The organism is Saccharopolyspora taberi (assembly GCF_039534165.1).
Taxonomy (GTDB): Bacteria; Actinomycetota; Actinomycetes; order Mycobacteriales; family Pseudonocardiaceae; genus Saccharopolyspora_D; species Saccharopolyspora_D taberi.
On record NZ_BAAAUX010000011.1, the window covers coordinates 43,292 to 65,389 of the forward strand.

Annotated in this window: 18 protein-coding genes; 13 read left to right on the forward strand and 5 right to left on the reverse strand. The window is 72.5% G+C overall.

The genetic code is table 11. The features are described from left to right. Window positions 1-170: 170 nt before the first annotated feature. Window positions 171-305: a hypothetical protein gene (locus ABD691_RS09400; protein WP_344679137.1), complete on the forward strand. Its 135-nt coding sequence runs from the start codon at window positions 171-173 to the stop codon at window positions 303-305. Window positions 306-328: 23 nt separating this feature from the next. Here the strand turns inward: ABD691_RS09400 and ABD691_RS09405 are convergent, their stop codons facing one another. Continuing rightward, window positions 329-802, reverse strand: a complete 474-nt coding sequence (locus ABD691_RS09405) for a DnaJ family domain-containing protein (protein ID WP_344679138.1) — start codon at window positions 800-802, stop codon at window positions 329-331. 111 nt (window positions 803-913) lie between these two features. Here ABD691_RS09405 and ABD691_RS09410 point away from each other — a divergent pair, with 111 nt between their 5' ends. The 6 genes from ABD691_RS09410 (at window position 914) to ABD691_RS09435 (ending at window position 8,268) form a co-directional block, all read left to right on the forward strand. Next, entirely contained in the window at window positions 914-1,243 is a 330-nt protein-coding gene (locus ABD691_RS09410; protein WP_344679139.1) for an FAD-dependent oxidoreductase, read from the forward strand. A gap of 11 nt (window positions 1,244-1,254) precedes the next feature. Continuing rightward, complete coding sequence (locus ABD691_RS09415) at window positions 1,255-2,217, forward strand: flavin monoamine oxidase family protein (RefSeq protein ID WP_344679140.1); 963 nt, start codon at window positions 1,255-1,257, stop codon at window positions 2,215-2,217. 183 nt (window positions 2,218-2,400) lie between these two features. Next, window positions 2,401-3,105: an ABC transporter ATP-binding protein gene (locus tag ABD691_RS09420; RefSeq protein WP_344679767.1), complete on the forward strand. Its 705-nt coding sequence runs from the start codon at window positions 2,401-2,403 to the stop codon at window positions 3,103-3,105. A gap of 7 nt (window positions 3,106-3,112) precedes the next feature. Then, window positions 3,113-5,596, forward strand: coding sequence for an ABC transporter permease (locus ABD691_RS09425; RefSeq protein WP_344679141.1), 2,484 nt, complete (start codon window positions 3,113-3,115; stop codon window positions 5,594-5,596). 178 nt (window positions 5,597-5,774) lie between these two features. Then, on the forward strand, window positions 5,775-6,962 hold the full coding sequence (locus ABD691_RS09430; protein ID WP_344679142.1) for a cytochrome P450: 1,188 nt from the start codon (window positions 5,775-5,777) through the stop codon (window positions 6,960-6,962). A 394-nt stretch (window positions 6,963-7,356) separates the two neighbouring features. Beyond that, on the forward strand, window positions 7,357-8,268 hold the full coding sequence (locus ABD691_RS09435; protein WP_344679143.1) for a DUF418 domain-containing protein: 912 nt from the start codon (window positions 7,357-7,359) through the stop codon (window positions 8,266-8,268). On the opposite strand, the gene ABD691_RS09440 is transcribed toward ABD691_RS09435, so the two are convergent. Further along, complete coding sequence (locus ABD691_RS09440) at window positions 8,269-9,120, reverse strand: alpha/beta fold hydrolase (protein ID WP_344679144.1); 852 nt, start codon at window positions 9,118-9,120, stop codon at window positions 8,269-8,271. Window positions 9,121-9,532: 412 nt separating this feature from the next. Between ABD691_RS09440 and ABD691_RS09445 the strand changes: the two genes are divergently transcribed. Together ABD691_RS09445 and metX are read left to right on the forward strand one after the other, a co-directional pair. Beyond that, the gene (locus ABD691_RS09445) at window positions 9,533-10,861 is read left to right on the forward strand and encodes a bifunctional o-acetylhomoserine/o-acetylserine sulfhydrylase (RefSeq protein WP_344679145.1); all 1,329 of its coding nucleotides are present in this window, start codon (window positions 9,533-9,535) and stop codon (window positions 10,859-10,861) included. Further along, window positions 10,858-11,991 carry a homoserine O-acetyltransferase MetX gene (metX, locus tag ABD691_RS09450; protein ID WP_344679146.1) on the forward strand — a complete coding sequence of 378 codons (1,134 nt, stop codon included), beginning with the start codon at window positions 10,858-10,860 and terminating at the stop codon, window positions 11,989-11,991. Before ABD691_RS09445 ends, metX begins: the two co-directional genes overlap by 4 nt. Window positions 11,992-12,001: 10 nt before the next feature. On the opposite strand, the gene ABD691_RS09455 is transcribed toward metX, so the two are convergent. Next, a complete protein-coding gene (locus ABD691_RS09455; RefSeq protein WP_344679147.1) occupies window positions 12,002-12,925 on the reverse strand; it encodes an NAD-dependent epimerase/dehydratase family protein in 924 nt (307 codons plus the stop codon). 162 nt (window positions 12,926-13,087) lie between these two features. On the opposite strand from ABD691_RS09455, the gene ABD691_RS09460 reads away from it, so the two are divergent. Together ABD691_RS09460 and ABD691_RS09465 are read left to right on the forward strand one after the other, a co-directional pair. Next, window positions 13,088-13,570 (forward strand): GreA/GreB family elongation factor, encoded by a 483-nt coding sequence (locus tag ABD691_RS09460; RefSeq protein WP_344679148.1) that lies wholly within the window; start codon window positions 13,088-13,090, stop codon window positions 13,568-13,570. Window positions 13,571-14,069: 499 nt separating this feature from the next. Further along, window positions 14,070-16,949: an ATP-binding protein gene (locus ABD691_RS09465; RefSeq protein ID WP_344679149.1), complete on the forward strand. Its 2,880-nt coding sequence runs from the start codon at window positions 14,070-14,072 to the stop codon at window positions 16,947-16,949. Between the two features lie 266 nt (window positions 16,950-17,215). Here ABD691_RS09465 and ABD691_RS09470 read toward each other — a convergent pair whose 3' ends face one another. Continuing rightward, window positions 17,216-18,172, reverse strand: a complete 957-nt coding sequence (locus ABD691_RS09470; RefSeq protein ID WP_344679150.1) for a LacI family DNA-binding transcriptional regulator — start codon at window positions 18,170-18,172, stop codon at window positions 17,216-17,218. Between the two features lie 137 nt (window positions 18,173-18,309). After that, window positions 18,310-19,641, reverse strand: coding sequence for a CitMHS family transporter (locus ABD691_RS09475; RefSeq protein ID WP_344679151.1), 1,332 nt, complete (start codon window positions 19,639-19,641; stop codon window positions 18,310-18,312). Window positions 19,642-19,836: 195 nt separating this feature from the next. On the opposite strand from ABD691_RS09475, the gene ABD691_RS09480 reads away from it, so the two are divergent. Together ABD691_RS09480 and ABD691_RS09485 are read left to right on the forward strand one after the other, a co-directional pair. Then, window positions 19,837-21,435, forward strand: coding sequence for a sensor histidine kinase (locus ABD691_RS09480; RefSeq protein WP_344679152.1), 1,599 nt, complete (start codon window positions 19,837-19,839; stop codon window positions 21,433-21,435). Next, entirely contained in the window at window positions 21,432-22,094 is a 663-nt protein-coding gene (locus tag ABD691_RS09485; protein WP_344679153.1) for a response regulator, read from the forward strand. The genes ABD691_RS09480 and ABD691_RS09485 overlap by 4 nt, the downstream gene beginning before the upstream one ends. Window positions 22,095-22,098: the final 4 nt, after the last annotated feature.

Genomic DNA, 22,098 nt, shown 5'->3' on the forward strand with positions numbered 1-22,098 from the left:
GGCACATAACACCGCTGCACGACAACCGATGGGCGACGGAGCCGCCCCACCTCCTCACGAGGAGCGCCCGCACCGGCTGCCCGTGTTCGCCGACGCGTGCGGCCTGACGCGCGAGCAACGAGCCCGCGTGCTCGACGAGGTGGCTCGCGTCCAGGACCCAGGCGGCTCGCGTGGCAGCAGGCGCCATCGGGCCGAGCCCGGACACCGTCCGGCCCTGCAACGACGGGCGGTTCGCGGTCAGCATCGCGCGTTCCCTGCTGTGGCTCGACGAGCACCGCGCTGCGCTGGAGCGAGCACTGCGCTGAGGAGGCAGGCTCTGCGGCAGCCGTCACGTTCCGCGCCGCCACCACCGGCGACGACGGGCGGGACCCGCGGCCGGCTCCGCCGGGGGCCGCGCGGCGGCCCGGTCGTCCCGCCACCGCCGCACGATCTCGTCGGCGTCGACCGGACCGATCCGCACCCGCGGACCGGTCGGCGCGCGCATCCACGCCGCGATCCGCAGGTTGAGGTCCGCGACGACATCGCGCACCTCGGCCTCGGTGGCCAGTTCGCGCACCTCGTCGGGCAGCCGCTCCGCCTCCTTGCGCAGCTGGAGCGGGGCGGGCAGCAGCGCGTCGGCGGAAAGCCCCTCGTCCCGCAACCGCTGCTTGATCCACCAGTTCTCGTCGTGCGGCTTGTTCATCCCCGGCAGGGGTTTCCCGGCGCCTGCCAGGTCGTCGAACGCCCCGCGCTCCTCCGCCTCGCGGATCTGCCGGTCCACCCAGGTCTCGAAGCTGACGAACGCCGGTTTCCGCTCTGTCATGGCGCCTCCCACCGCGTGCCGTGCCACTTCCCAGCTTGCCACCAACCGCCCCTTCGGGGGATCCGCGCGCAGCTGGCACCACCGCAGAATGCCCGCGAGACCCGCGCAGAGATGAGGTTCGCCGTGGACAAGTCCTACGACGTCGTCGTGATCGGGGCCGGCTTCGCCGGGCTGACCGCCGCCCGCGAGCTGTCGCTGCGGGGCCGCTCGGTCGCGCTGCTGGAGGCGCGCGACCGGATCGGCGGCCGCACCTGGACCGACCGGCGGCTGGGCCGCAGGCTGGAGATGGGCGGCACCTGGGTGCACTGGCTGCAACCGCACACCTGGAGCGAGATCACCCGCTACGGCCTGGCGGTCGAACCCAGCCCGACCGGCGGCCCGGTCTACTGGCTGGCGGGCGGCCAGGTCCACCGGGCAGCGCGGCGGAGTTCGACGCGCTGATCGCGCGCGGCATGGACCGGCTCGCCGCGGACAGCCGGGAGTGGTTCCCGCGCCCCTACGAACCGCTCCGCCACCCCGACCTGCACCACATCGACGACCGGACCGTGATCGACCACTTCACCGACTCCGGCCTCTCCCCCGCCGAACGCGAGGTCGGCATCGGCGTGTGGGCCGAGCACTTCAACGGACCGGCCGCGGTCTCCGGCCTGACCCAGGCGATGCGCTGGTGCGCGGCGGCCTCCGGCGACTGGCGCCTGCTGCACGAGGCCACGTCCGGACACCGCCTGACCACCGGCACGGCGTCGCTGGCCGCCGCGATCGCCGAGCACGGCACCGCCGATCTGCACCTGGGCACCAAGGTCACCGCCGTCTCCCAGCACGGGCCGATCACCGTGACCACCGCCGACGGTTCCCGCCGCACCGCGCGGCAGGTCGTGTGCACGCTTCCGCTCAACGCGCTGACCTCGATCGACTTCGATCCCGCCCTGCCGGAACCCAAGCGCGCGGCGAGCGCGGAACGCACCGCCTCGCAGGGGTTGAAGACCTGGATCCGGGTGCGGGGCGAGATCGAGCCCTTCACCGCGTACGCCCCGGACGACCACCCGCTGACCTTCGCGCGGCCGGAGTACACAGTGGACGGAGACACCCTCCTGGTCGCCTTCGGAACCCGCGCCGCCGACCTCCACCCCACCGACAAGGAAGGCGTCACCCACGCCCTGCACCGCTGGCGCGACGATCTGGAGGTCGTCGACGTCGCCGGGCACGACTGGATGAGCGACGAGTTCTCCCGCGAGACCTGGCCGATGCAGCGCCCCGGCCACCTCACCAAGTACCTCGCCGCGTTGCAGCGCCCGCACGGCGGCGTCCACTTCGCCGGGTCCGACATCGCCAACGGCTGGGCCGGTTTCATCGACGGCGCCATCGAAAGCGGCCTGCGCGTCGCGGGGCAGGTGGAGGCCGCGCTCGGCTCGTGACCTGGCTCGCATTGTCCCGTCCCCACCACGAATACCGTTCACATGTTTTAGCGTGGTCGGCGCTTTTCGGCTTCGATCCTGGGGGACTCGCACATGACCGTGCCACCGACCGGCCAGTACCCGCAGCAGGCGCCGCCGCGCCCGCCCGGACCAGCGGCGCCGCAGCAGTTCGCGGCCGCCGCGATGGGGCTGGTGAAGGTCTACGGGAGCGGCCCGTCGGCGGTGCAGGCGCTCGGCGGCGTCAACGCCGGGTTCCCGCGCGGGCAGTTCAGCGCGATCATGGGCCCGTCCGGGTCGGGCAAGTCGACGCTGATGCACTGCCTGGCCGGGCTCGACGTCGCCACCCACGGCCAGGTCACGCTGGGCGAGCTCAACCTGACCGGGATGCCCGACAAGCAGCTGACCCAGGTGCGCCGGGACCGGATCGGCTTCATCTTCCAGTCGTTCAACCTGCTGCCCACGCTCACCGCCGAGCAGAACATCCTGCTGCCGCTGGAGCTGGCGGGCCGCAAGCCCGACCCGCGGTGGTTCCAGACGATCACCCAGGCGCTGGGCATCGCCGAGCGGCTGCGGCACCGGCCCAGCGAGCTCTCCGGCGGCCAGCAGCAGCGGGTCGCGGTCGCGCGGGCGCTGGTGACCCGGCCGGAGGTCGTCTTCGCCGACGAGCCGACCGGCGCGCTGGACTCCAAGTCCGGCACCAACCTGCTGAACTTCCTGCGCCAGTCGGTAAACCAGTTCGGCCAGACGGTGGTGATGGTGACCCACGACCCGGTCGCGGCCTCCTACGCCGACAGCGTCACGCTGCTGGCCGACGGCCACATCGCCGGGCGCATCGAGCGGCCGACCCCGGACGCGGTGCTCAACGCGCTGCGTGGACTGGGCGGCTGATCCGGCGATGCTGCGCAACACACTGGCCCAGCTGCGGGCCAACGTCGGCCGGGTGTCGGCCGCCGCGCTGGCGATCGTGCTCGGCGTCGCCTTCGTCGCGGCCACCCTGGTGTTCACCGGTACCTTCGAGCGCGCCACCGTCCGCGCCGCCGCGGCGCCGGAGCTGGCCGCGGACCTGGTCGTCGACTCCGACGGCGGCGAGGGCTTCGAGGACGACAGCGCCCAGCGGGTGGCCGGGGTTCCCGGCGTGGCCGCGGCCGAGTTCCGCTACAGCACCAGCGCCGAGACCGCGTGGGCGGGCGGCAACGGCTACTCGTCGGTGTTCGTCGTGCCCGCCGACCCGAGGCTGCACTGGTTCAGCCTCGCCGAGGGCGGGCTGCCCGGTCCGGACGACGAGGTCGCGCTCGACGTCGTGGCCGCGCGCAACGCCGGGCTGAAGGTCGGCGACACCATCACCGCCAAGACGTTGAGCTACGCCGCGGGCGGCGAGGTGCGGACCGACCTGAAGGTCAGCGGCCTGGTCGACACCGGCCGGACGCTGGTCACCGGCGGCGGCACGCCGACCCTGTTCGCGGCCCCGGCGCTGATGGAGAGGCTGGAGCTCAACTCGGCCACGGCCGTGGACGTGCTGGTCGACGACGGCGCCGACGCCGAAACCGTGCGCTCGGCGATCACCGCCGCGATGGGCCCCGGCTTCGACGTGCGGACCGGTGAGGAGCGCGCCGCCGAGACCGCCGAGCAGCTCGGACCGATCTCGGCGGTGATCAACGCGATCCTGCTGCCGTTCGCCGGGATCGCGCTGTTCGTGGCCGGGTTCGTCATCATCAACACCTTCTCGATCCTGCTGGCCCAGCGCAGCCGCCAGTACGCGCTGCTGCGCTGCGTGGGCGCCAGCCGGGGGCAGATCCGCGGGTCGGCGCTGCTGGAGGCGGTGATCATCGGCGCGGTGGCGTCGGTGCTGGGCACCCTGGTCGGCGTGCTGGCCGCCGCGGTCGTCGGTTGGCCGCTGGGGCTGACGAAGTCCCCGGTGGACTTCGGGTCGCTGGGCATCTCGGCGCTGTCGCTGGTCCTGCCGCCGGTCATCGGCGTGGTGGTGACGCTGCTGTCGGCGTTGGCGCCCGCCGGGCGGGCCACCCGGGTCAGCCCGCTCGCCGCGCTGCGGCCGGTCGTGCAGGAGTCGACGGCCCGCAGGATCAGCATCGTGCGGCTGGTGTTCGCGCTGGTGCTGTTCGGCCTCGGGGCGGCGCTGCTGCTGGGCGGCGCGTTCGGCGGCAGCCTGGCGCTGGCGGTGCCGGGCGCGATGATCACCGCGATCGGCGTCCTGCTGTGGACGCCGTCGCTGATCCCCGGGGTGGCGAAGCTGTTCGGCGCGCTGTTCCGGTTCACCGGGCCGACCGGGGTGCTGGCCACCGGAAACGCGGTGCGCAACCCCTACCGCGCCGCGTCCACCAGCACCGCGCTCATGATCGGCGTGGGCCTGATCGTGCTGCTGGTCACCGGCACGGCCACCGCGCAGGAGACCGCCCGGTCCCGCATCGACGAGCAGTACCCGGTCGACGCGATCCTGACCAGCGAGTCCGGCCAGATCGCGCCGGAGCTGCTGGCGAAGGCGGAGTCGGTGCAGGGCGTCGCCGAGTCGGCGACGTTGCGCGCCGCCGACGTCCAGGTGGACTACTCCGACTACCGGGTCCTGGGCATCGACCCGGCCGCGTTCGGCCGGATCGCGCGGCACGGCGGGGACGTCCTGCGTCCGGGCACCGCGCTGATGAACCCGACCGACCTGGAGTACAGCGACGTCAAGGCCGGTCAGCAATTGCAGATCCCGGGGCCGAATGGGCGCACCGTCTCGGTCGAGCTGGTCAGCAGCGAGCTCGCCGAGAACAACCAGATCGTGCTCGCCGAGTCCGACCTCGCCACGATCGCGCCGGACGCGCCGGTCGGCGCGGTGTGGATGCGCGCGGACGACTCCGTCGACACCAAGGTCTTCGTCGACGGGCTCACCAGCTTCTACCTCAGTTCCGGTGGCGGAGCGGTGAAGCTGGCAGGCGCAGCGCCGATGCGCGCCCAGGTGGACACGGTGCTCGACATCATGCTGTCGATCGTCACCGGCCTGCTCGGCGTCGCGGTGATCATCGCGGTCGTGGGCATCGCGAACACGCTCGGCCTGTCGGTGCTGGAGCGCGGGCGGGAGTCGGCGCTGCTGCGGGCGCTCGGGCTGACCCGCGGGCAGCTGCGCGGAACGCTCGCGCTGGAGGCGATCCTGCTGGCGCTGGTGGGTGCAGTGCTGGGCTCGGCGCTGGGAATCCTGTTCGCGTGGGCGGGTTCGGCGGCGCTGTTCGGCCAGATCGGGTTCGAGTCGACCTTCCAGGTCCCGTTCGGGCGAGTGGGGCTGGTGCTGCTGTGCGCGCTGCTGGCCGGTGTCGTCGCTTCGGTGCTGCCCGCTCGGCGGGCGGCGAAGGCCGCTCCCGCGGCGGCGCTTTCGGACGAGTGAGGCGCCTGGTCTCGGACCGCGCCTTGAGCGCCGACAACCGGCGCGGGGAGTCGTCACCGGTCACTCCCCGCGCCGGTTCCACTACGAACCGGTGTCGATCGCTGCGTCCGGGGCCGCGGGACTGCTAGAAGAGAAGTCGATCATCAATACCGGCCAGTCTCGGAAAGGACCGCCCCGGATGCCCACCGACACCAGCGCACGCAAGATCGACCGCGGTGACAGCGAGGGTTGCCCCCTCCACCGGGGCACCGACGGGGTCTGGCAGGTGCGCGGCTACTCCGCCGCGCGGGCGGTGCTGCGCAGCACCGACACCGTGCAGGCCGGGCTCGGGGTGGAGACCGTCGAGAAGATGCCCGCCAAGATCCGGCGGCCGGTGCTCTACCGCGACGGCGCCGAGCACCGCGAGCACCGCAGGCAGACCGCGAAGTACTTCACCCCGCGCCGGGTCGACGAGCACTACCGCCCGATCATGCAGCGGGTTTCCGACGCGCAGATCGGCAAGCTGCGCGCGGACGGCCAGGCGCAGCTGTCCGAGCTGAGCTTCCACCTGTCCATCGAGGTCGCCTCGGCGGTGATCGGGCTGACCGACAGCAGGCCCGGGATCCGGCGCAGGCTGGAGCGGTTCTTCCCGGAGGAGTTCGGCGAACCCGGCTTCACCAGCCTGCACGGCCTGTACTGGGTGTGGCGGCAGGCCGCGAACTGGACCTCGGTCTACCTCGGCGACGTCCGGCCTGCCATCCGCGCCCGCCGCCGCGACCGGCGCGACGACCTGATCTCGCACCTGCTCGACGACGGCTGCTCGGCGGCCGAGATCCTCGGCGAGTGCATCACCTTCGCGGCGGCGGGGATGATCACGACCCGGGAGTTCGTCAACGTCGCGGCGTGGCACCTGTTCACCGACGAGGAGCTGCTGGCCCGGTACCGGGAGGCCGACGAGCCCGGACGGCTGGCGGTCCTGCACGAGATCCTGCGGCTGGAACCGGTCGTCGGGCACCTGCGCCGGCGCACCACCGCGGCCGTCGAAGTCCCCGACGGCGACGGCGTGGTCACCATCCCCGAGGGCGATGTCGTCGACATCGTCGTCAGCGCCACCAACACCGACACCGCCGCGATGGGCGATCAGCCGGAGGCGGTCTGCCCCGGGCGGTCGCTCTCGGCGGGCGCCTCCCCGCAGGGACTGTCGTTCGGGGACGGCGCGCACAAGTGCCCGGGGTCGAACATCGCGATCCTGGAGACCGACATCTTCCTCAGCAAGCTGTTCTCCCTGCCAGGACTGACGATGCGCCAGCCGCCCCGGGTGACGTTCAACGACGCGATCGGCGGCTACGAGCTGCGCGACTTCGTCGTGGCGCTGTCGCAGGACTGAGGTTTCGCGGCGGGCGTCGCGGGATTCGCGGCGGTGTCGCGGTATTCGCGGCGCTGCCGCAGGACTGGATCTTTGCGGCGAATGGCCGATCGGCTGAGCCGGGACGGGCCGATCGACTGAGCCGATCGGCCTTGCGAACTGGGAATCTTGTGGCATGAGACCGCCGACCTCGCACCATCCGGGAGAGCCCGGCACAGCTCCCGTTCCCCCTGCCGCCGCTCCCCCTGTCCCCGATCCTGCTGTCCCCGTTGCTGCTGCCCCCGTCCCTGCCGTCCCCGTTCCCGCCCCGCCACGCGGCACCACCCCGCCACACGGCGCCGCCCCGCCACGCGGCACCGCCGCGCCTCCCAGCACGACCGGCGCGCGGGTCGGAGCTCTCGACGCCCTGCGGGGCTTGGCGCTGTGCGGCATCCTGCTCGTCAACATCCCACCGGTCATGGAGATGACCAGGGTCGTGGACGGGCGCATGCTGCCCGTCCCGCACGCGTTCGACATGTTCGTCCAGCAGCGGTTCTTCCCGATCTTCTCCCTGCTCTTCGGCGTCGGGTTCGGGATCTTCCTGCGCCGGGCGGCCGAACGCGCCGCGCGCCCACGCGTGTTGCTGCTGCGCCGGCTCCTCATGCTCGGCGCGCTCGGGGCGCTGCACCAGATCCTGCAACCGGGCGAAGCCCTGCTCCCGTACGCGATCATCGGCCTCGTCCTGCTGCTGCCGCTGAGTTTCCTGCCGTGGTGGGCCGATCTCGCGCTGGGCGCGGCGGCGCTCGTCGCGGCGGTGACCTACACCAGCGGCGGGATCGCGGTCATCCCCGGCCTGATGCTGATCGGTTTCGGCCTCGCCGGACTGCCCGCGGTGCTGCACCGGCACACCGCCTCGGTGGCAGCGGTCTTCGTGCTGTCCCTCGGCCTCTCGGTCGTCGGTCTGCTCTGGCAGGAGCAGGATCCGCTTTCGGCGGGGTTCACGACTTCGTCGGCCGTGGCGGGCCTGTGCATGGCGACCACCTACCTGACGGGTTTCCTCCTGCTGCTGAGGACTCCGGCCGAGCGTCCGCTGTCCGCGGTGCTCGAACCGCTCGGCCGGATGGCCCTGACCAACTACGTGACGGCGACGCTGCTGTTCGTCCCCTTAGGACACTTACTCGGCCTGCACCGGTCCACGGCCTGGGGCGCGGTCCTCGCGCTCGCCGCCGGAATCCTCCTCGTGCAGGTGCTGTGGAGCCGGTGGTGGCTCCGGCGCTTCCGCTACGGCCCGCTGGAATGGGTCTGGCGCTGCTTCACGTGGTGGAAGATCGTGCCGCTGCGCGGCTGATCACCGGACCCGGTGCAGGAACTCCGAGAGAACGGCGTTGAACTCGGCCGGGCGCTCCATGTTCGGGTAGTGCGCGGTGCCGTCGACGGTCGTCGACGATCCGTTCGGCACGGTCCGGGCGACCTGCTCGGCCATGCCGATGTGGTCGGCGGTGTCGAGCCCACCGACGATGGCGTGCAGGTCAGCCGTGATCTCCGGCAGCCGCTGCCAGGTGTTCTCCACCGGGATCAGCGGCACGGCGGCGGGCTTCCCGTTCGCCGGGTCCGTCCGGACGTGCGCGGCGACGGTCTCGGTGACCATCTGCCTGCACTGCGCGACGACCTGCGGATCGACCTGGCCGAGGTCGCGGTGCGGGCCGGCGGTGAACAGCATGAACGCGTCGATCCAGCCCTCCGCGTCCCCGGCCTCCTGGGTGCGCTGCCAGGTGCTCAGGATCTCCAGCGTCCACGGGTCGGTGAACCGCGGCTCGCTGGTACCGGCCCCGCTGATGACCAGGGAGGACACCAGATGCGGATGCTCCAGCGCGGTGTCGAGCGCGGTTGTCGCGCCCATGGACAGCCCGACCAGGCCGACGGGCCCGAGGCCGAGGTGTTCCAGCAGCGCCGCGATGTCGTCGCAGTGCCGGAACGGCTCGACCGGCGTCGAGGACCGGCCGTGGCCGCGCGCATCGGGCGCGATGACCCGGTACCGCTGGGAGAACTCCTCGATCTGCCGGTTCCACATGCGGTGGTCGAGTCCGCCGCCGTGCAGGAACACAAGCGGCTCGCCGCTTCCGGTGTCGCTGTAGGCGAGGCGTCCCCCCGCGATGTCGGCGTGTCGCACGTCGTCCAGCGCCAGCTTGCTCTCCATCATGACAACCAGGGTGTCATTTCATCGGCGCTTTGACAACTGAGTCGTCATCCTGGGAGGAGCCTCGATCATCGGTCTCGACAAAACCGGCTGAGCGCCACGTCGAGAATCTCGTTTCCCTGAGCGGAAAACCGGCATCTTCCGACAGCTGTCGCCGTTCTCGTCCCGACAGGTGAACACCCCTTGTGGTGCGCGCTCGGATCGCTACTCTCGGGGCCATGATCCGCCTGGTTGCCCGCCGCCACGTCGACTACGTGCGCGTGACCGCTTCCGCCTGTTGATCTGATCTCGCACTTCCAGCGGTAGTCCCGCTTTCCTCTCGACCCCGCTTTCCTCCCGACGGTGTTCCGTCGGCCCTTCCTCCATGCGCTGCCGTCGTGGCACCGCATCGCCTTTTGCTTCCATGGAGCCAACATTGAGCACTGACACGCCTGTCCCCGACCAGTCCTCGTGGTCGTTCGACACCCTCCAGGTGCACGCCGGAGCCAGCCCCGACCCGGCGACCGGTGCTCGCGCGGTCCCGATCTACCAGACCACCTCGTACGTCTTCCGCGACACCGAGCACGCGGCGAACCTGTTCAACCTCAGCGAACCCGGCAACATCTACACCCGGATCAACAACCCCACGCAGGAGGCGCTGGAAAACCGGGTCGCCGTGCTGGAGGGCGGGGTCGCCGCGGTCGCGCTGGCCTCCGGCCAGGCCGCCGAGACGCTGGCCATCCTCACCATCGCCGGCTCCGGCGACCACCTGGTCTCCAGCGCCGCGCTCTACGGCGGCACCTACAACCTGTTCCACCACACGCTGCCCAAGCTGGGCATCGAGGTCAGCTTCGTCGAGGACCCCGACGACATCGAGGAGTGGAAGGCCGCGGTCCGCCCGAACACCAAGGCGTTCTTCGCCGAAGGGCTGGGCAACCCGCGCGCCAACGTCCTCGACGTGCGCGCGGTCGCCGACGCCGCGCACGAGGCAGGCGTCCCGCTGATCATCGACAACACCGTCACCACTCCGTACCTGCTGCGCCCGATCGAGCACGGTGCCGACATCGTCGTGCACTCGGCGACCAAGTACCTCGGCGGTCACGGCACCGCGATCGGCGGCGTCGTCGTGGACGGCGGCACCTTCGACTTCGGCGCGCACGGCGAGCGGTTCCCCGGCTTCGTCGAGCCGGACCCCAGCTACCACGGTCTGCGGTACTGGCCCGCGCTCGGTCCGGGCGCCTTCGCCGCGAAGCTGCGGGTGCAGGGGCTGCGCGACCTCGGTCCCGCGATCTCGCCGTTCAACGCCTTCCTCCTGCTCCAGGGCCTGGAAACGCTGTCGCTGCGCATCGAGCGGCACGCCGCCAACGCGCAGAAGCTGGCCGAATGGCTCAGCGAGCGCGACGAGGTCGAGTCCGTGCACTACGCCGGGCTGCCGTCGAGCCGCTGGTACGAGCTCGGCCGCAAGTACCTGCCCGCCGGTGCCGGCTCGGTGGTCTCCTTCGAGCTGCGCGGCGGGGTCGAGGCCGGGCGCGCGTTCGTCGACGGCGTGCGGCTGTTCAGCCACCTGGTCAACATCGGCGACGTCCGCAGCCTCATCGCGCACCCGGCGAGCACCACGCACAGCCAGCTCAGCGAGGAGGAGCAGCGGGTCGCCGGGGTGACCCCGGGACTGGTCCGGCTCTCGGTGGGCATCGAGCACGTCGAGGACCTCAAGGCCGACCTCGAAGCCGGTTTCCGCGCCGCGAAGGCCGAACTGGAGCGATGAGCACCGGCACCGGTCTCCTCCCCGCCACCGGCGCGTGGCGGGAAGGAGACCCCGCCGGGCGCAGGCAGTGGCTGCGGCTGCCCGACCCCTTCCCGCTGGAAGCGGGCGGCAGCCTGCCCGCCGCCCGGCTCGCCTACGAGACCTGGGGACGGCTGGACCGCGACGCCTCGAACGCGGTCCTGGTCCTGCACGCGCTGACCGGGGACAGCCACGTCGCCGGTCCCGCCGAGCCGGGCCATCCCACCCCTGGCTGGTGGGACGGGCTGATCGGGCCGGGCAGGCCGCTGGACACCGACCGGTGGTTCGTCGTCGCCCCGAACGCGATCGGCGGCTGCCAGGGCAGCACCGGGCCCGCGACCACCGCTCCGGACGGGCGCGCGTGGGGCGGGCGGTTCCCCGCCGTCACCGTGCGGGACTCGGTCCGGGCCGAGGCTCTGCTCGCCGACGCGCTGGGCGTGTCGTCGTGGGCGGCGGTGATCGGCGGTTCGTTCGGCGGGATGCGGGCGCTGGAGTGGGCCGTCGACCAGCCCGGCCGGGTGTCGGCGGCGCTGCTGCTGAGCTGCTGCGCGGTGTCCTCGGCCGAGCAGATCTCCTGGTCCGCCACGCAGATCCAGGCGATCCGCGCCGACCCGGACTGGCTCGGCGGCGACTACCACGACCTGCCCGACGGCCGCGGTCCGCAGGCGGGACTGGGCGTCGCGCGGCGGATCGCGCACATCACCTACCGCAGCCCGCAGGAACTGGAAACCCGGTTCGGGACCGGCCACCAGGACGGCGAACACCCCTGGCACGGCGGCAGATACGCCGTCGAGTCCTATTTGGACCACCACGCGGACAAGCTGGCGCGGCGGTTCGACGCGGCGAGCTACGTCGCGCTCGCGCAGGCGATGTCCGGGCACGACGTCGGGCGCGGGCGCGGCGGGGCCGAGGCGGCGCTGTGCCGGGTCCGGGCGCGGACCCTGGTCGGCGCGGTCGACAGCGACCGCCTCTTCCCGCCTTCCCAGCAGCGGTGGCTCGCGGGCGCGATCCCCGGCGCCGGGCTCCGGACGATCAGCTCACCGCACGGTCACGACGGATTCCTCATCGAGACCGGGCAGGTCGGCGCGCTGGTCCGGGAACTACTCTCCTGACCCGCAAGGCTCACGATCCCGCGAGCCCGGCTCGCAGGTTCGGGTGCACCGGCGCCCAGCCGAGTTCGGCGGTGGCCCTGGCGTGCGAGACCCGCATCGAGGTGTCGATCAGCAGGCAGCCCAGGTAGGGGATCATGCGCCGGCACAGCCAGGCGGGCACCGCGACCGGCCGCGGGGTGCCGTGCGCCTCGGACACGGCCGTCATGAACTCGCGCCAGGTGGCCGGACTGTCGTCGACGATGTTGTAGACCGCGCCCGGCGTGCCGCGTTCCATCGCCGCCACGGCCGCGTTCGCCGCGTCGTGGACGTGGACGAAGCACGTCGTCCCCGTCCGACCCCGGGGCAGGACCGGCAACCGCTTGCGCATCATCCCGGCGAACAGGTCGCTGAACGCCTTGGGGCCGTAGAACATCCCGTACCGCAACGCGATCCCCTCGATGCCGTCGGCGTTGAGCGCGTGGTGCTCGGCCTCCGCGCTCGACCGCGTCACCAGGTCCGCCACCGTGCCGACCGGCACGCCGAAGGGATCCTCCTCGGTCAGCACCCGGTCGCCGTGGTCGCGGTAGCCGTAGCCGGTGATCAGCGACTGGGTCACGAACCGGCGCGCTCCGACCACTCGCGCGGCGGCGAGCAGGTGCTCCGAACCCCGCCCGCGCAATGCGATCGTCGGATCGTCCTCGGTCAGCTTGCGGCCCGCGCCGCGCAACGCCGTCGCCTGGTGCATCACCGCGTCGGCCGACAGGCCGTCGACGGCGCGCAGCAGTCCCTCGCGGTCCATCACGTCCGCGACCACCGGGGTCGCACCCAGGTCCGCGACCACCCGCCGGTTGGCCCTGTCTCGGATCACCGCGAACACCTCGTGCCCGCCCGCGGCCATCGCCGCCAGCAGCGGCCCGCCGATCGCGCCGGTGGCACCGGCCAGCAACACCTTCATCCGTTCTCCTCCGGTTCGTCCGGGCGATTCCCATCGCTGCCAACGGGTTCGCCGGGTCACCGCTCTGACGAGGCAGCGCCCCTGGACGTGACAGCCGCTGCGGGTGCTGACCCGCCCGGAGTGACCGACACTGGCGGGAGTGCCTGCCGGAAGGAGCACCCGATGAGCGAGTCGAGCGGTTCGCACCGGCCCCGGCTCTCCGCCGAGGCGCGCGGTCGGCTGGAGGACGAGCTGCGCTCGCTGCGCGAGCAACGGCGGCAGCTGGCCGAGGACCTGTCCCAGCGGGACGCGACCACCGGCGACCGGGGTGACGAGTCGCAGGCGCTGGAGGGCGCGGACACCCTCGCCTGGTTCGACGACCGCATCGCCGCGCTGGAGCGGCGGCTCTCCGGGGCAGGCCCGGTTCCGGAGGGGCTGCCGTCCGGGACCGCGGTGACCCTGCGGTTCCGGGACGGGACCGTGCAGGAACTGCACGTGGTGTCGATCCCGGAGGAGATCCCGGAGGGCGCCGAGGACGTCACCCTGACCTCGGACAGCCCGCTCGGGCTCGCGCTGGTCGACAGCCGCCCGGGCACCACCGTCACCTACCCGACGCCCAACGGCCGCGAGGAGGCCGAGGTCGTCGACATCCGGCCACCGTCCTGAACCGGGAATTCGAACACCGCCCGGTGCGCGGGAATACGCCGGAGAAGCAGTGAGTATGTTTTGCCGTTTTTACCAAAGCAACGGTGAAAACCGGAGTACGTCTTTCAATGGAACTGCCGCCGAAAGCGGGCTGGACACGCTCCGGCTCGCATTCCTCGCGGAGAGGCCGACAGATCCCTGCCGATCCTGCCACACCCGGCCAACGACAGCCTTGCACCCACTCTGACGTGCATAAATGACAGTATTCGCGTTTCCGCGAGGACAGGTCATCGATACTTCGGAAACGAGATCGAGGCACACGTCCCGGGAAGATCCAACCAATGGTTCAGACCCAATTGCAAACAAGTTTCCGCCCGTGTTTCCACTGTTACCGCACTTGACACCTCAACGGTCGCGGGTGTTTATTCGGGTGCACGAACGAGCTGGTGATCCCCGGATGGGACGCGGCGGAACTTCCTGGTCCAAGAGTCCCCGGATCAGGGGTATGGGCGGGACACCGATGGGCACCTCGACGAACGCTGCACCGCGCAGGAGAAACGGTTCACCTCCGCTGATCGGACGCACCGACGAGCTGGACCAGCTGGTCACCGCGGCGGCACGGCCGCGTTCGGTGGTGTTCCTGGAGGGCGAGGCCGGGCTGGGCAAGACCCGGCTGCTGGCCGAGGCCCTCGACCGGCCGGAGCTGACCGGGCGCACCGTGCTCACCGGCCACTGCCGCCCGCTGTGCCCGCCGCTGGCGCCGGTGCTGCACGCGCTGCGCGCGGCGGGCGCCGCCGCGATCGCCCACCGCACGCTCTCGCCCCGGACGGGCGCGCTGCGCCCGCACCTGCCGGAGCTGACACCCGCGCTGCCCGCCGTCGGCGACGCCGGGCTCGACCGGCACTCCCTGGTCCGCGCAGTCGCCGACCTGCTCCGGGCGCTGGGACCGGCCCTGCTGGTGCTGGAGGACCTGCACGCCGCCGACGAGAGCTCCCGGCACCTGCTCAACCTGCTGCTGTCCGAGCCTGCCGGAGACCTCGCGCTGCTGGTCACCTACCGGCCGCGCGAGGTCGCCGACGGGCTGCTGGTCGGACCGTCCTACCGGCCGCTGCCCGGAGTGGCGAGCAAGAAGGTCGCGCTGCGCCCGCTGGGGGTCGCCGAGGTCGGTTCGCTGGTCGAGTCGATGGTCGCCGACGGCCCGGTCTCCGACGCGTTCGCCGCGCTGCTGCACGAGCGGACCGGCGGAAATCCCCTGCTGGTAGAGGAAACCGTCCGCGCCCTGCACGAGCGCGGTTCGCGGCAGCGCCCGGTGCCGGTCCGGGTCGACGAGGCGACCGCGCGCGAGATGCTGCGCGAGGTCGACGCGCCCACGCTGATCGGCCGGGGCACCACGGAGATGCTGAGCTCGCTGCCGCCCTCGGCGCGGCGCCCGGTGCACGCCCTGGCCGTGCTGGGCGCGCCGTCCTCGGTCGACACCATCGCGCGGATCGCCGAGCTCCCGGTCGAGCGGGTCGCGGCCACCCTGCCGGTGAGCGTCGAGGCGAACGTGCTGCTGGAAACCGACGACGGCTGCTACGACTTCCGGCACGCCCTGGCCCGCGCCGCGGTCTACCGCACGCTTCCCGGCCAGGAGCGGCAACGGCTGCACCTGCGGGCGTTGCAGGTGCTGCGGCGCCGGCACGAAACCTCGCTGGTGCAGCTGGCCGACCACAGCCGCAAGGCCGGCGCGCTGGCCGAGTGGCTGCGCTACGCCGAGGCCGCCGCGGACCAGTTCGCGATGTCGGGCAACGTCTCGGCGGCCAGCGAACTGCTGATGGCGCTGCTGGGCGAACCCACCCTCGCGACGTCCGATGTGGACCGGCTCGCGCTGAAGCTGTGCAGCCTGGCGATCAAGTGCCGCCGCCAGCGCGAGGTGATCGCCGTGCTGGAGCGGCTGCTCGACGAGCACGCGCTGTCGCCGTCGATCCGCGGCGAGGTCCGGCTGACCCTGGGCACCACGCTGATGAGCCACGTCGGCGGGCCGGAGGCCGCGCGCTGCGAGCTGAACCAGGCGCTGCGCGATCTCGACGACGTCTCCAAGCTGCGGGCCAAGGCGATGTCGATGCTGGCGCAACCGTTCTTCGGCGTGACCCCGCTGGCCGAGCACGAGCGGTGGCTGCGCCAGGTCGACGGGTCCATCGACGACGCCGACGATCCCGCGTTCGTGCTCAGCCTGCTGGCCGACTGCGTCAGCTCGTGGGTCAGCATCGGGGATCCGCGCGCGTGGGACATGCTCGCCCGGCTGCCCGCGCAGGCGACCACACCGGAGGGCCGGTACCAGCTGACCCGGGTCTACACCAACGTCGCCGACGCCTGCACCTGGGTCGGCTACCACGGCCGCGCCCGCGACTTCCTGCGCCGGGCGCGGCGGCTGGTGGTCGACCACGGCGGGTCGTTCGCCTGCGTGGCCACCCGCACGATCCAGTCCCACCTGGACTGGCTGGTCGGCGAGTGGGACGGGCTGGACGAGCGGGCCGCGCTGCTCTACCACGAGAACCCGGAGCTGCACGGGATCTCCGCGGAGAACTCGCTGGTGCTGGGCTGCCTCGCCGAGGTCCGCGGCGAATGGGCCAGGGCGGGCGAGCACTTCACCCGGATCGACCTGGCGCACCCGGAGAACGCGGGCTTCCCGATCGTAATCTCCGCCTGGGCCGCGGTCGTGCGGATCAAGCTCGCGCGCGACGAGCAGCGCGCCGCCCGCACCCACGCCGAACACGGCCTGGACCTGCTGCGCCGCAAGAACCACTGGGTGTGGGGCGGGGAACTCGTGCACGCGGCGGTGGACCTGTACTGCCGGCTCGGCCGCACGGTCGAGGCGCACGCCCTGATCCGGGAGTTCACCGAGGCCATCGGCGACCGGCACGCGCCGATCGCGCGCGCCCTCGCGACCAGCTCCCGCGGCCTGCTCGCCGCGCGCTGCGACGACCTCACCCGGGCGGCCCGGCTGTTCGAGGACGCCGCCGCCCAGTACGAGCAGCTGCCCGCGCCCTACTTCGCCGCGCAGAGCACCGAGCGGCTGCTGCACTGCCGGATCCGGTCCGGGCAGACCGGTGTCGCGTCCCAGCTGATCGCGCTGACCGAGCGGTTCGAGGAGCTGGGCGCGACCCGCGACGCGGCGCGCTGCCAGCGGCTGCTGCGCGACACCGGGTCGTCGATGCCGTCGCGGCACGGCAGGCGCGGCTACGGGCTGGCGCTGTCCCCCAGGGAGCAGAGCGTCGCCCGGCTGATCTCGCACGGCTACGCCAACAGCCAGATCGCCGAGGTGCTCCAGATCTCGCCGCGCACGGTGGAGAAGCACGTGGCGAAGATCCTGCGGAAGATGAACGTGCGCTCTCGGCACGACCTGCCTTCGTCCGGCTGATCAGGGCCCGGCTCGGACCGGCCAGTCACGTCCCGGCCGGTCACGCCCGGCTCGGCCGAACACCGCCCGGCCCGGCCAGTCCGCGCCCAACTCGGCCGATCAACATCGCGCCTCGCCCGGCCGAACACCCCCGACTCGGCCGACCAGCGCACCGCTCGGCGATCACGCCCGACCCGGCCAATCAGCATCGCGCCCGGCCCAGCCGATCAGCACCCGACCCGGCCGAACACCGCCCCACTCGGCCGAACAGCTCCCGGCCCAGCCGGTCAGCGCGGGTGGAACCCGCAGCTGCGGCGCACGAGCAGCGATCCGCCGACCAGCTGGTGCCGGGGTGCGAGGCGGCTGCCGCCGATCCGCTCGTCGAGGGCCCGGGCAGCGGCCGCGCCGACGGCGCGCATGCTGTAGCCGACCGTGGTCAGCGCGGGATGGGTGCGGACGGAGGCGGTCACCTCGCCCCAGCCGGTCACCGCCAGGTCACCGGGCACCTGCAACCCCAGTTCCTCGGCCGCGCGCAGCACTCCCAGGGCGATCTCGTCGGTGCCGCAGAGCAGCGCGTCCGGCCGTTCGGCGGAGCGCAGCACGCGCAGCGCCGCGATCCGGCCGCTCTCGGCGTCGGCACGGCAGACCGCCTTGTCGAGGCGGGCGTCCGGCAGTTCCTCCTGCACCGCGGCGAAACGCCGGGCGTCCGCGCCGACGAAGCAGATCCGGGAGCAGCCGTGTCCGGACAGGTGCTTGGCGATCAAGCGGGCGGCATCGGTGATCTCGACGTCGACGACGTCGACGCCCAGCAGCGGCGGCCGGTCCACGACGACCACCGGCAGGCCGCGGTCCACCAGCTCCGCGATGACCGCGCCGGGCACCGAGCCGCCCAGCACCATCAGCCCGTCCACCTGGGCGGCCAGGTCGAGCACCGCCGCCTCGGCCGACGACCGGTCTCCGGTGTCGAGGACTCGCACGCCCCGCCCCTGCGAGGTCGCCACCGCCTCGTACCCGGCGACGATGTCCGAGCGCTTGCCGCCCTCCAGCACGATCCCGTTCGCGTGCCTGCGGTCGGTGCGCCCGCCACGAGCGGGGATGAAGCGCAGGCTCTCGGCCGCGGCGAGCACCCGCTCGTTGGTCGTCGACGCCACCGGACCCGTGCCGCGGAGGGCGCGGGAGACCGTCGTGACCGACACCCCCGCCCGCTGGGCAACGTCCTGGATGGTGGTGGTCCCGGAGGTCATCGCCACTCCCAGTTCCGGAGAACGGATCGGTCAGCTCACGCTAGGAACGCGGCTGTTCCCGGACAAGTGGTGCCTTTTACCAGTTCCCACCCAGGCCGCCCGGTGGATCGCGATCACGCCCAACCAGCGGATCGCCGTCAGTGGATCGCGATCAGGCCCACCCCGAAACCGGCCGCGATGACCACACCGCAGACCAGCAGCGCCCACTTGATCGCGAACCGGTGGTGGTCACCGAGGTCCACCTTGGACAGTCCGATGAGGACGTACATCGCGGGCACGAGCGGGCTGAGCATGTGGATCGGCTGCCCGAGCAGCGAGGCGCGGGCGATCTCCAGCGCGCCGATGCCGTGCTGGGCGCCCGCCTCGGCCAGGATCGGCATGACGCCGAAGTAGAACGCGTCGTTGCTCATGAAGAAGGTGAACGGGACGCTGAGCACCGCGACGATGACGCTGAAGAACGGGAACAGGGCGTCCGGCATCGCGCTGAGCAGGTACTGCGCCATCTGCTCGATCATCCCGGTGCCGGAGAGCACCCCGGTGAACACCGCCGCGGCGAAGACCATCGCGACCACCGCCACGACGCTGTCGGCGTGCGCGGCGATGCGGGCCCGCTGCTGGTCCAGCCGCGGGTAGTTGACGATCAGCGCCAGCCCGGTGCCGATCATGAACAGCACCGCGATCGGCAGCACGCCGATGATCAGCGCGGTCAGCAGCGCCACGGTCAGCCCGGCGTTGAACCAGAGCAGCTTCGGCCGCAGCGACTCCCGGTCGGGCGCCAGGACGTCGAAGTCGGACGAGCCCCCGGCGCTGCCGCCGGAGCCGGAGCCGCCCCCGCCCACCAGCGCAGGCGCAGCGGTGCGGAGCCGGGCGCGCTCGCGCAGGCCCAGGACGTAGGCGATCGCGAACACCGCGACGAGCCCGGCGGCCAGGGCCGGGATCATCGGCACGAACAGCTCCTGCGGGTCCAGCCGCAGCGCGCTGGCCGCGCGGGCGGCCGGGCCGCCCCAGGGCACCACGTTGAGCACCGCGTTGGTCATGCACGCCAGGCCGGTCATCAGCACCGGGCTGACGCCGAGCTTGCGGTAGATCGGCAGCAGCGCCGAGACGGTGATCATGAACGTGGTGGTGCCGTCGCCGTCCAGCGACACCACGGCCACCAGCAGCACCGTGCCCAGGATCAGCCGCAGCGGGTCGTTGCGGGTCAGCCGGACCACCCCGCGCGCGATCGGGTCGAACAGCCCGGCGTCGATCATGATGCCGAAGTACAGGATCGCGAACAGCAGCATCGCCGCGGTCGGGGCGACCGAGGTGATCCCCTCGGTGATCATGTCGCCGAGGCCCAGGGCGAAGCCGCCGAGCACCGCGAAGGCCACCGGGACCACGATCAGCGACACCATCGGTGAGAGCCGCTTGCTCATCACCAGGTAGAGGAAGACCGTCACCATGCACAAACCGAGCAGCGCGATCAACGCGTCCTCCTCTCCTGGCGGACCGAGTGGCCCGCGTTACAACGGCGTTTCGTTTGGCGGAACCGTAGGTGACCCCGTTCACCTTGACGAGGGTTGTCGACGTTGTCCGCCTATCCCGCGTTGCCGACGTTCTGCGCGTTTTGCTCGCGGGCACCCGGGCGGCGCCGGGACCCGCCCGGTCCTTACAGTCGACGCATGTCACGCCGCCCGATGCGGTTCGCGCGGCAGGCCCTGGCCTTCCAGATCGGACTGGTCGCCCTGGTGACCGCGATCGGTTTCGTGCTCGTCGCTTCGCTGCTCGACCGCACGCTCGTCGACCAGTACGGCCAGCGCGCCGTCGGGGTCGCCCGCGCGGTCGCCGCCGACGCCGGGCTCGCCGACGCGGTGGCCCGCGGTGACCTCGCGACGGTCCGGGAGACCGCCGAGCGCACCCGGGCGGCCACCGGCGCGCTGTTCGTCGTGGTCGCCGACCGCGCGGGCATCCGGCTCGCGCACCCGGACCCGGACCGGGTCGGCGAACCGGTGAGCACCGACCCGAGCTGGGTGCTGGCCGGGCACGAGGTCGTCGACGTGCAGCGCGGCACCCTCGGCCTCTCGGCGCGCGGGAAGGTGCCGCTGCGGACCGCCGACGGCACGATCGTGGGCCAGGTCAGCATCGGTTTCGACGACGAGCACATCCACACCGCGTTCCTCCGGCTGGCTGGGACCGCCGCGGCGTTCACCGGCGGGGCGCTGGTGGTCGGCGTCGCCGGGGCGGGCTGGCTGACCCGGCTGCTCAAGCGCCGGACGCTGGGCCTGGAGCCGCAGGAGCTCGCGGAGCTGGTGCGGCAGCGCGAAGCGGTGCTTTACGGCATCGGCGAAGGCGTGCTCGCGGTCGACGCGGACGGGCGCGTCTCGGTGCGCAACCGCGAGGCCGAGCGGCTGCTGGACACCACCATCGAGGTCGGTGCTCCGGCCGGGTCGCTGGACATCCCGGCGAGGCTGCGCGACGTGCTCGCCGACCGGAAGCCCGCGGACAACCTCATCACCGTCGCCGGGGACCGGGTCCTGGTGGTCAACCACCGCTCGGTGGTCCGCGACGGCATCGACCTGGGCGGCGTGCTCACCCTGCGCGACCGCACCGACCTCGAAGCGCTGAGCCGGGAGCTGGACTCGGTGCGGGGCATGACCGACACGCTGCGCGCGCAGCGGCACGAGTTCACCAACCGGCTGCACACCCTGTCCGGGCTGCTCCAGACCGGGCGGCACCAGGAGGCCGTCGAGTACGTGCAGGCGCTGTCGAGCGGTTCGGTCGCCGGCCTCGGCCCGGCGGCCGAGTCGGTGCGCGACCCGTACCTGGTGGCGTTCCTGTCGGCGAAGAAGGCGGGCGCGGTGGAGAAGGGCGTCGAGCTGGAGCTGGGCGAGACGAGCTGGGTGCCCGCACCGGTCGTCGCGCCGGTCGAGGTCATGACCGTCGTGGGCAACCTGGTGGACAACGCGATCGACGCGGCGAGGCTGGGCGCGGCGCGGCCGGCCCGCGTGGAGGTGGACCTGCTGGCCGACGGGACCGCGCTGCACGTGTCCGTGGTGGACACCGGCGACGGGGTGCCGGAGGCGCTGCGGGAGGAGATCTTCACCGAGGGCGTGTCGTCGAAGGGCGGCCAGGGCCGCGGGCTCGGGCTCGCGCTGTGCCGCCAGGCCGCGCGCGGCCTCGGTGGCGACGTGCGGTTGGTCGACTCCGCGGAGGGCGGAGCGGTGTTCGTCGCGGAGCTGCCGGGGGTGCTCGGGACCGCGGATCGGGAGGCTGAGCTGTGATCGGTGTTGTCGTGGTCGAGGACGACTTCCGGGTGGCGCAGGTGCATGCCGAGTTCACCGAGCGGGTGCCCGGGTTCCGCGTGGTCGGCACCGCGAACACCGCGGCGCGGGCGCTGGAACTGATCGCCCAGCACAACCCGGACCTGGTGCTGCTGGACAACTACCTGCCCGACCGCCCGGGGGTCGCGCTCCTGGCCGAGCTCGGCACCGACGCGATCATGCTCACGGCGGCCACCGACCCGGCCACGGTCCGCGCGGCGCTCGCGGCGGGAGCGCTGAACTACCTCGTCAAGCCGTTCACCGCGGAACAGCTCGCGGACCGGCTGACCGCCTACGCCCGCTACCAGGCGCGGCTCCCGATCACCGGCGCGGCGGTCGACCAGGACGAGATCGACCGCGCGATGCGCCTGCTGCACGACGGAGACCGCCCCGCGGCCCCGAAAGGCCAGTCCACCCTGACCGCCCAGCTCGTCCTCGATGCCCTGCGCCGAGGCGGTCAAGCGCGCTCGGCGGCCGAAATCGCGGAGGAGCTGGGAATCGCGCGTGCCACCGCGCAGCGGTACCTGGCCGCGCTCGCCCAGGACGGCAGGGCGCGCATGACGTTGCGGTACGGGGCGAGCGGCCGCCCGGAGCACCAGTACGAGACGACAGCGCGTTGAGGGG

What these genes read in the sequence shown, in the direction of transcription:
- metX (WP_344679146.1), top strand. Translation starts at nt 10,858, where the DNA reads ATGAGCACCGGCACCGGTCTCCTCCCCGCCACCGGCGCGTGGCGGGAA.
- ABD691_RS09470 (WP_344679150.1), bottom strand. Translation starts at nt 18,172, where the DNA reads ATGACCTCCGGGACCACCACCATCCAGGACGTTGCCCAGCGGGCGGGG.
- ABD691_RS09480 (WP_344679152.1), top strand. Translation starts at nt 19,837, where the DNA reads ATGTCACGCCGCCCGATGCGGTTCGCGCGGCAGGCCCTGGCCTTCCAG.
- ABD691_RS09455 (WP_344679147.1), bottom strand. Translation starts at nt 12,925, where the DNA reads ATGAAGGTGTTGCTGGCCGGTGCCACCGGCGCGATCGGCGGGCCGCTG.
- ABD691_RS09440 (WP_344679144.1), bottom strand. Translation starts at nt 9,120, where the DNA reads ATGATGGAGAGCAAGCTGGCGCTGGACGACGTGCGACACGCCGACATC.
- ABD691_RS09405 (WP_344679138.1), bottom strand. Translation starts at nt 802, where the DNA reads ATGACAGAGCGGAAACCGGCGTTCGTCAGCTTCGAGACCTGGGTGGAC.
- ABD691_RS09465 (WP_344679149.1), top strand. Translation starts at nt 14,070, where the DNA reads ATGGGCACCTCGACGAACGCTGCACCGCGCAGGAGAAACGGTTCACCT.
- ABD691_RS09425 (WP_344679141.1), top strand. Translation starts at nt 3,113, where the DNA reads ATGCTGCGCAACACACTGGCCCAGCTGCGGGCCAACGTCGGCCGGGTG.
- ABD691_RS09430 (WP_344679142.1), top strand. Translation starts at nt 5,775, where the DNA reads ATGCCCACCGACACCAGCGCACGCAAGATCGACCGCGGTGACAGCGAG.
- ABD691_RS09415 (WP_344679140.1), top strand. Translation starts at nt 1,255, where the DNA reads ATGGACCGGCTCGCCGCGGACAGCCGGGAGTGGTTCCCGCGCCCCTAC.
- ABD691_RS09420 (WP_344679767.1), top strand. Translation starts at nt 2,401, where the DNA reads ATGGGGCTGGTGAAGGTCTACGGGAGCGGCCCGTCGGCGGTGCAGGCG.
- ABD691_RS09410 (WP_344679139.1), top strand. Translation starts at nt 914, where the DNA reads ATGAGGTTCGCCGTGGACAAGTCCTACGACGTCGTCGTGATCGGGGCC.
- ABD691_RS09460 (WP_344679148.1), top strand. Translation starts at nt 13,088, where the DNA reads ATGAGCGAGTCGAGCGGTTCGCACCGGCCCCGGCTCTCCGCCGAGGCG.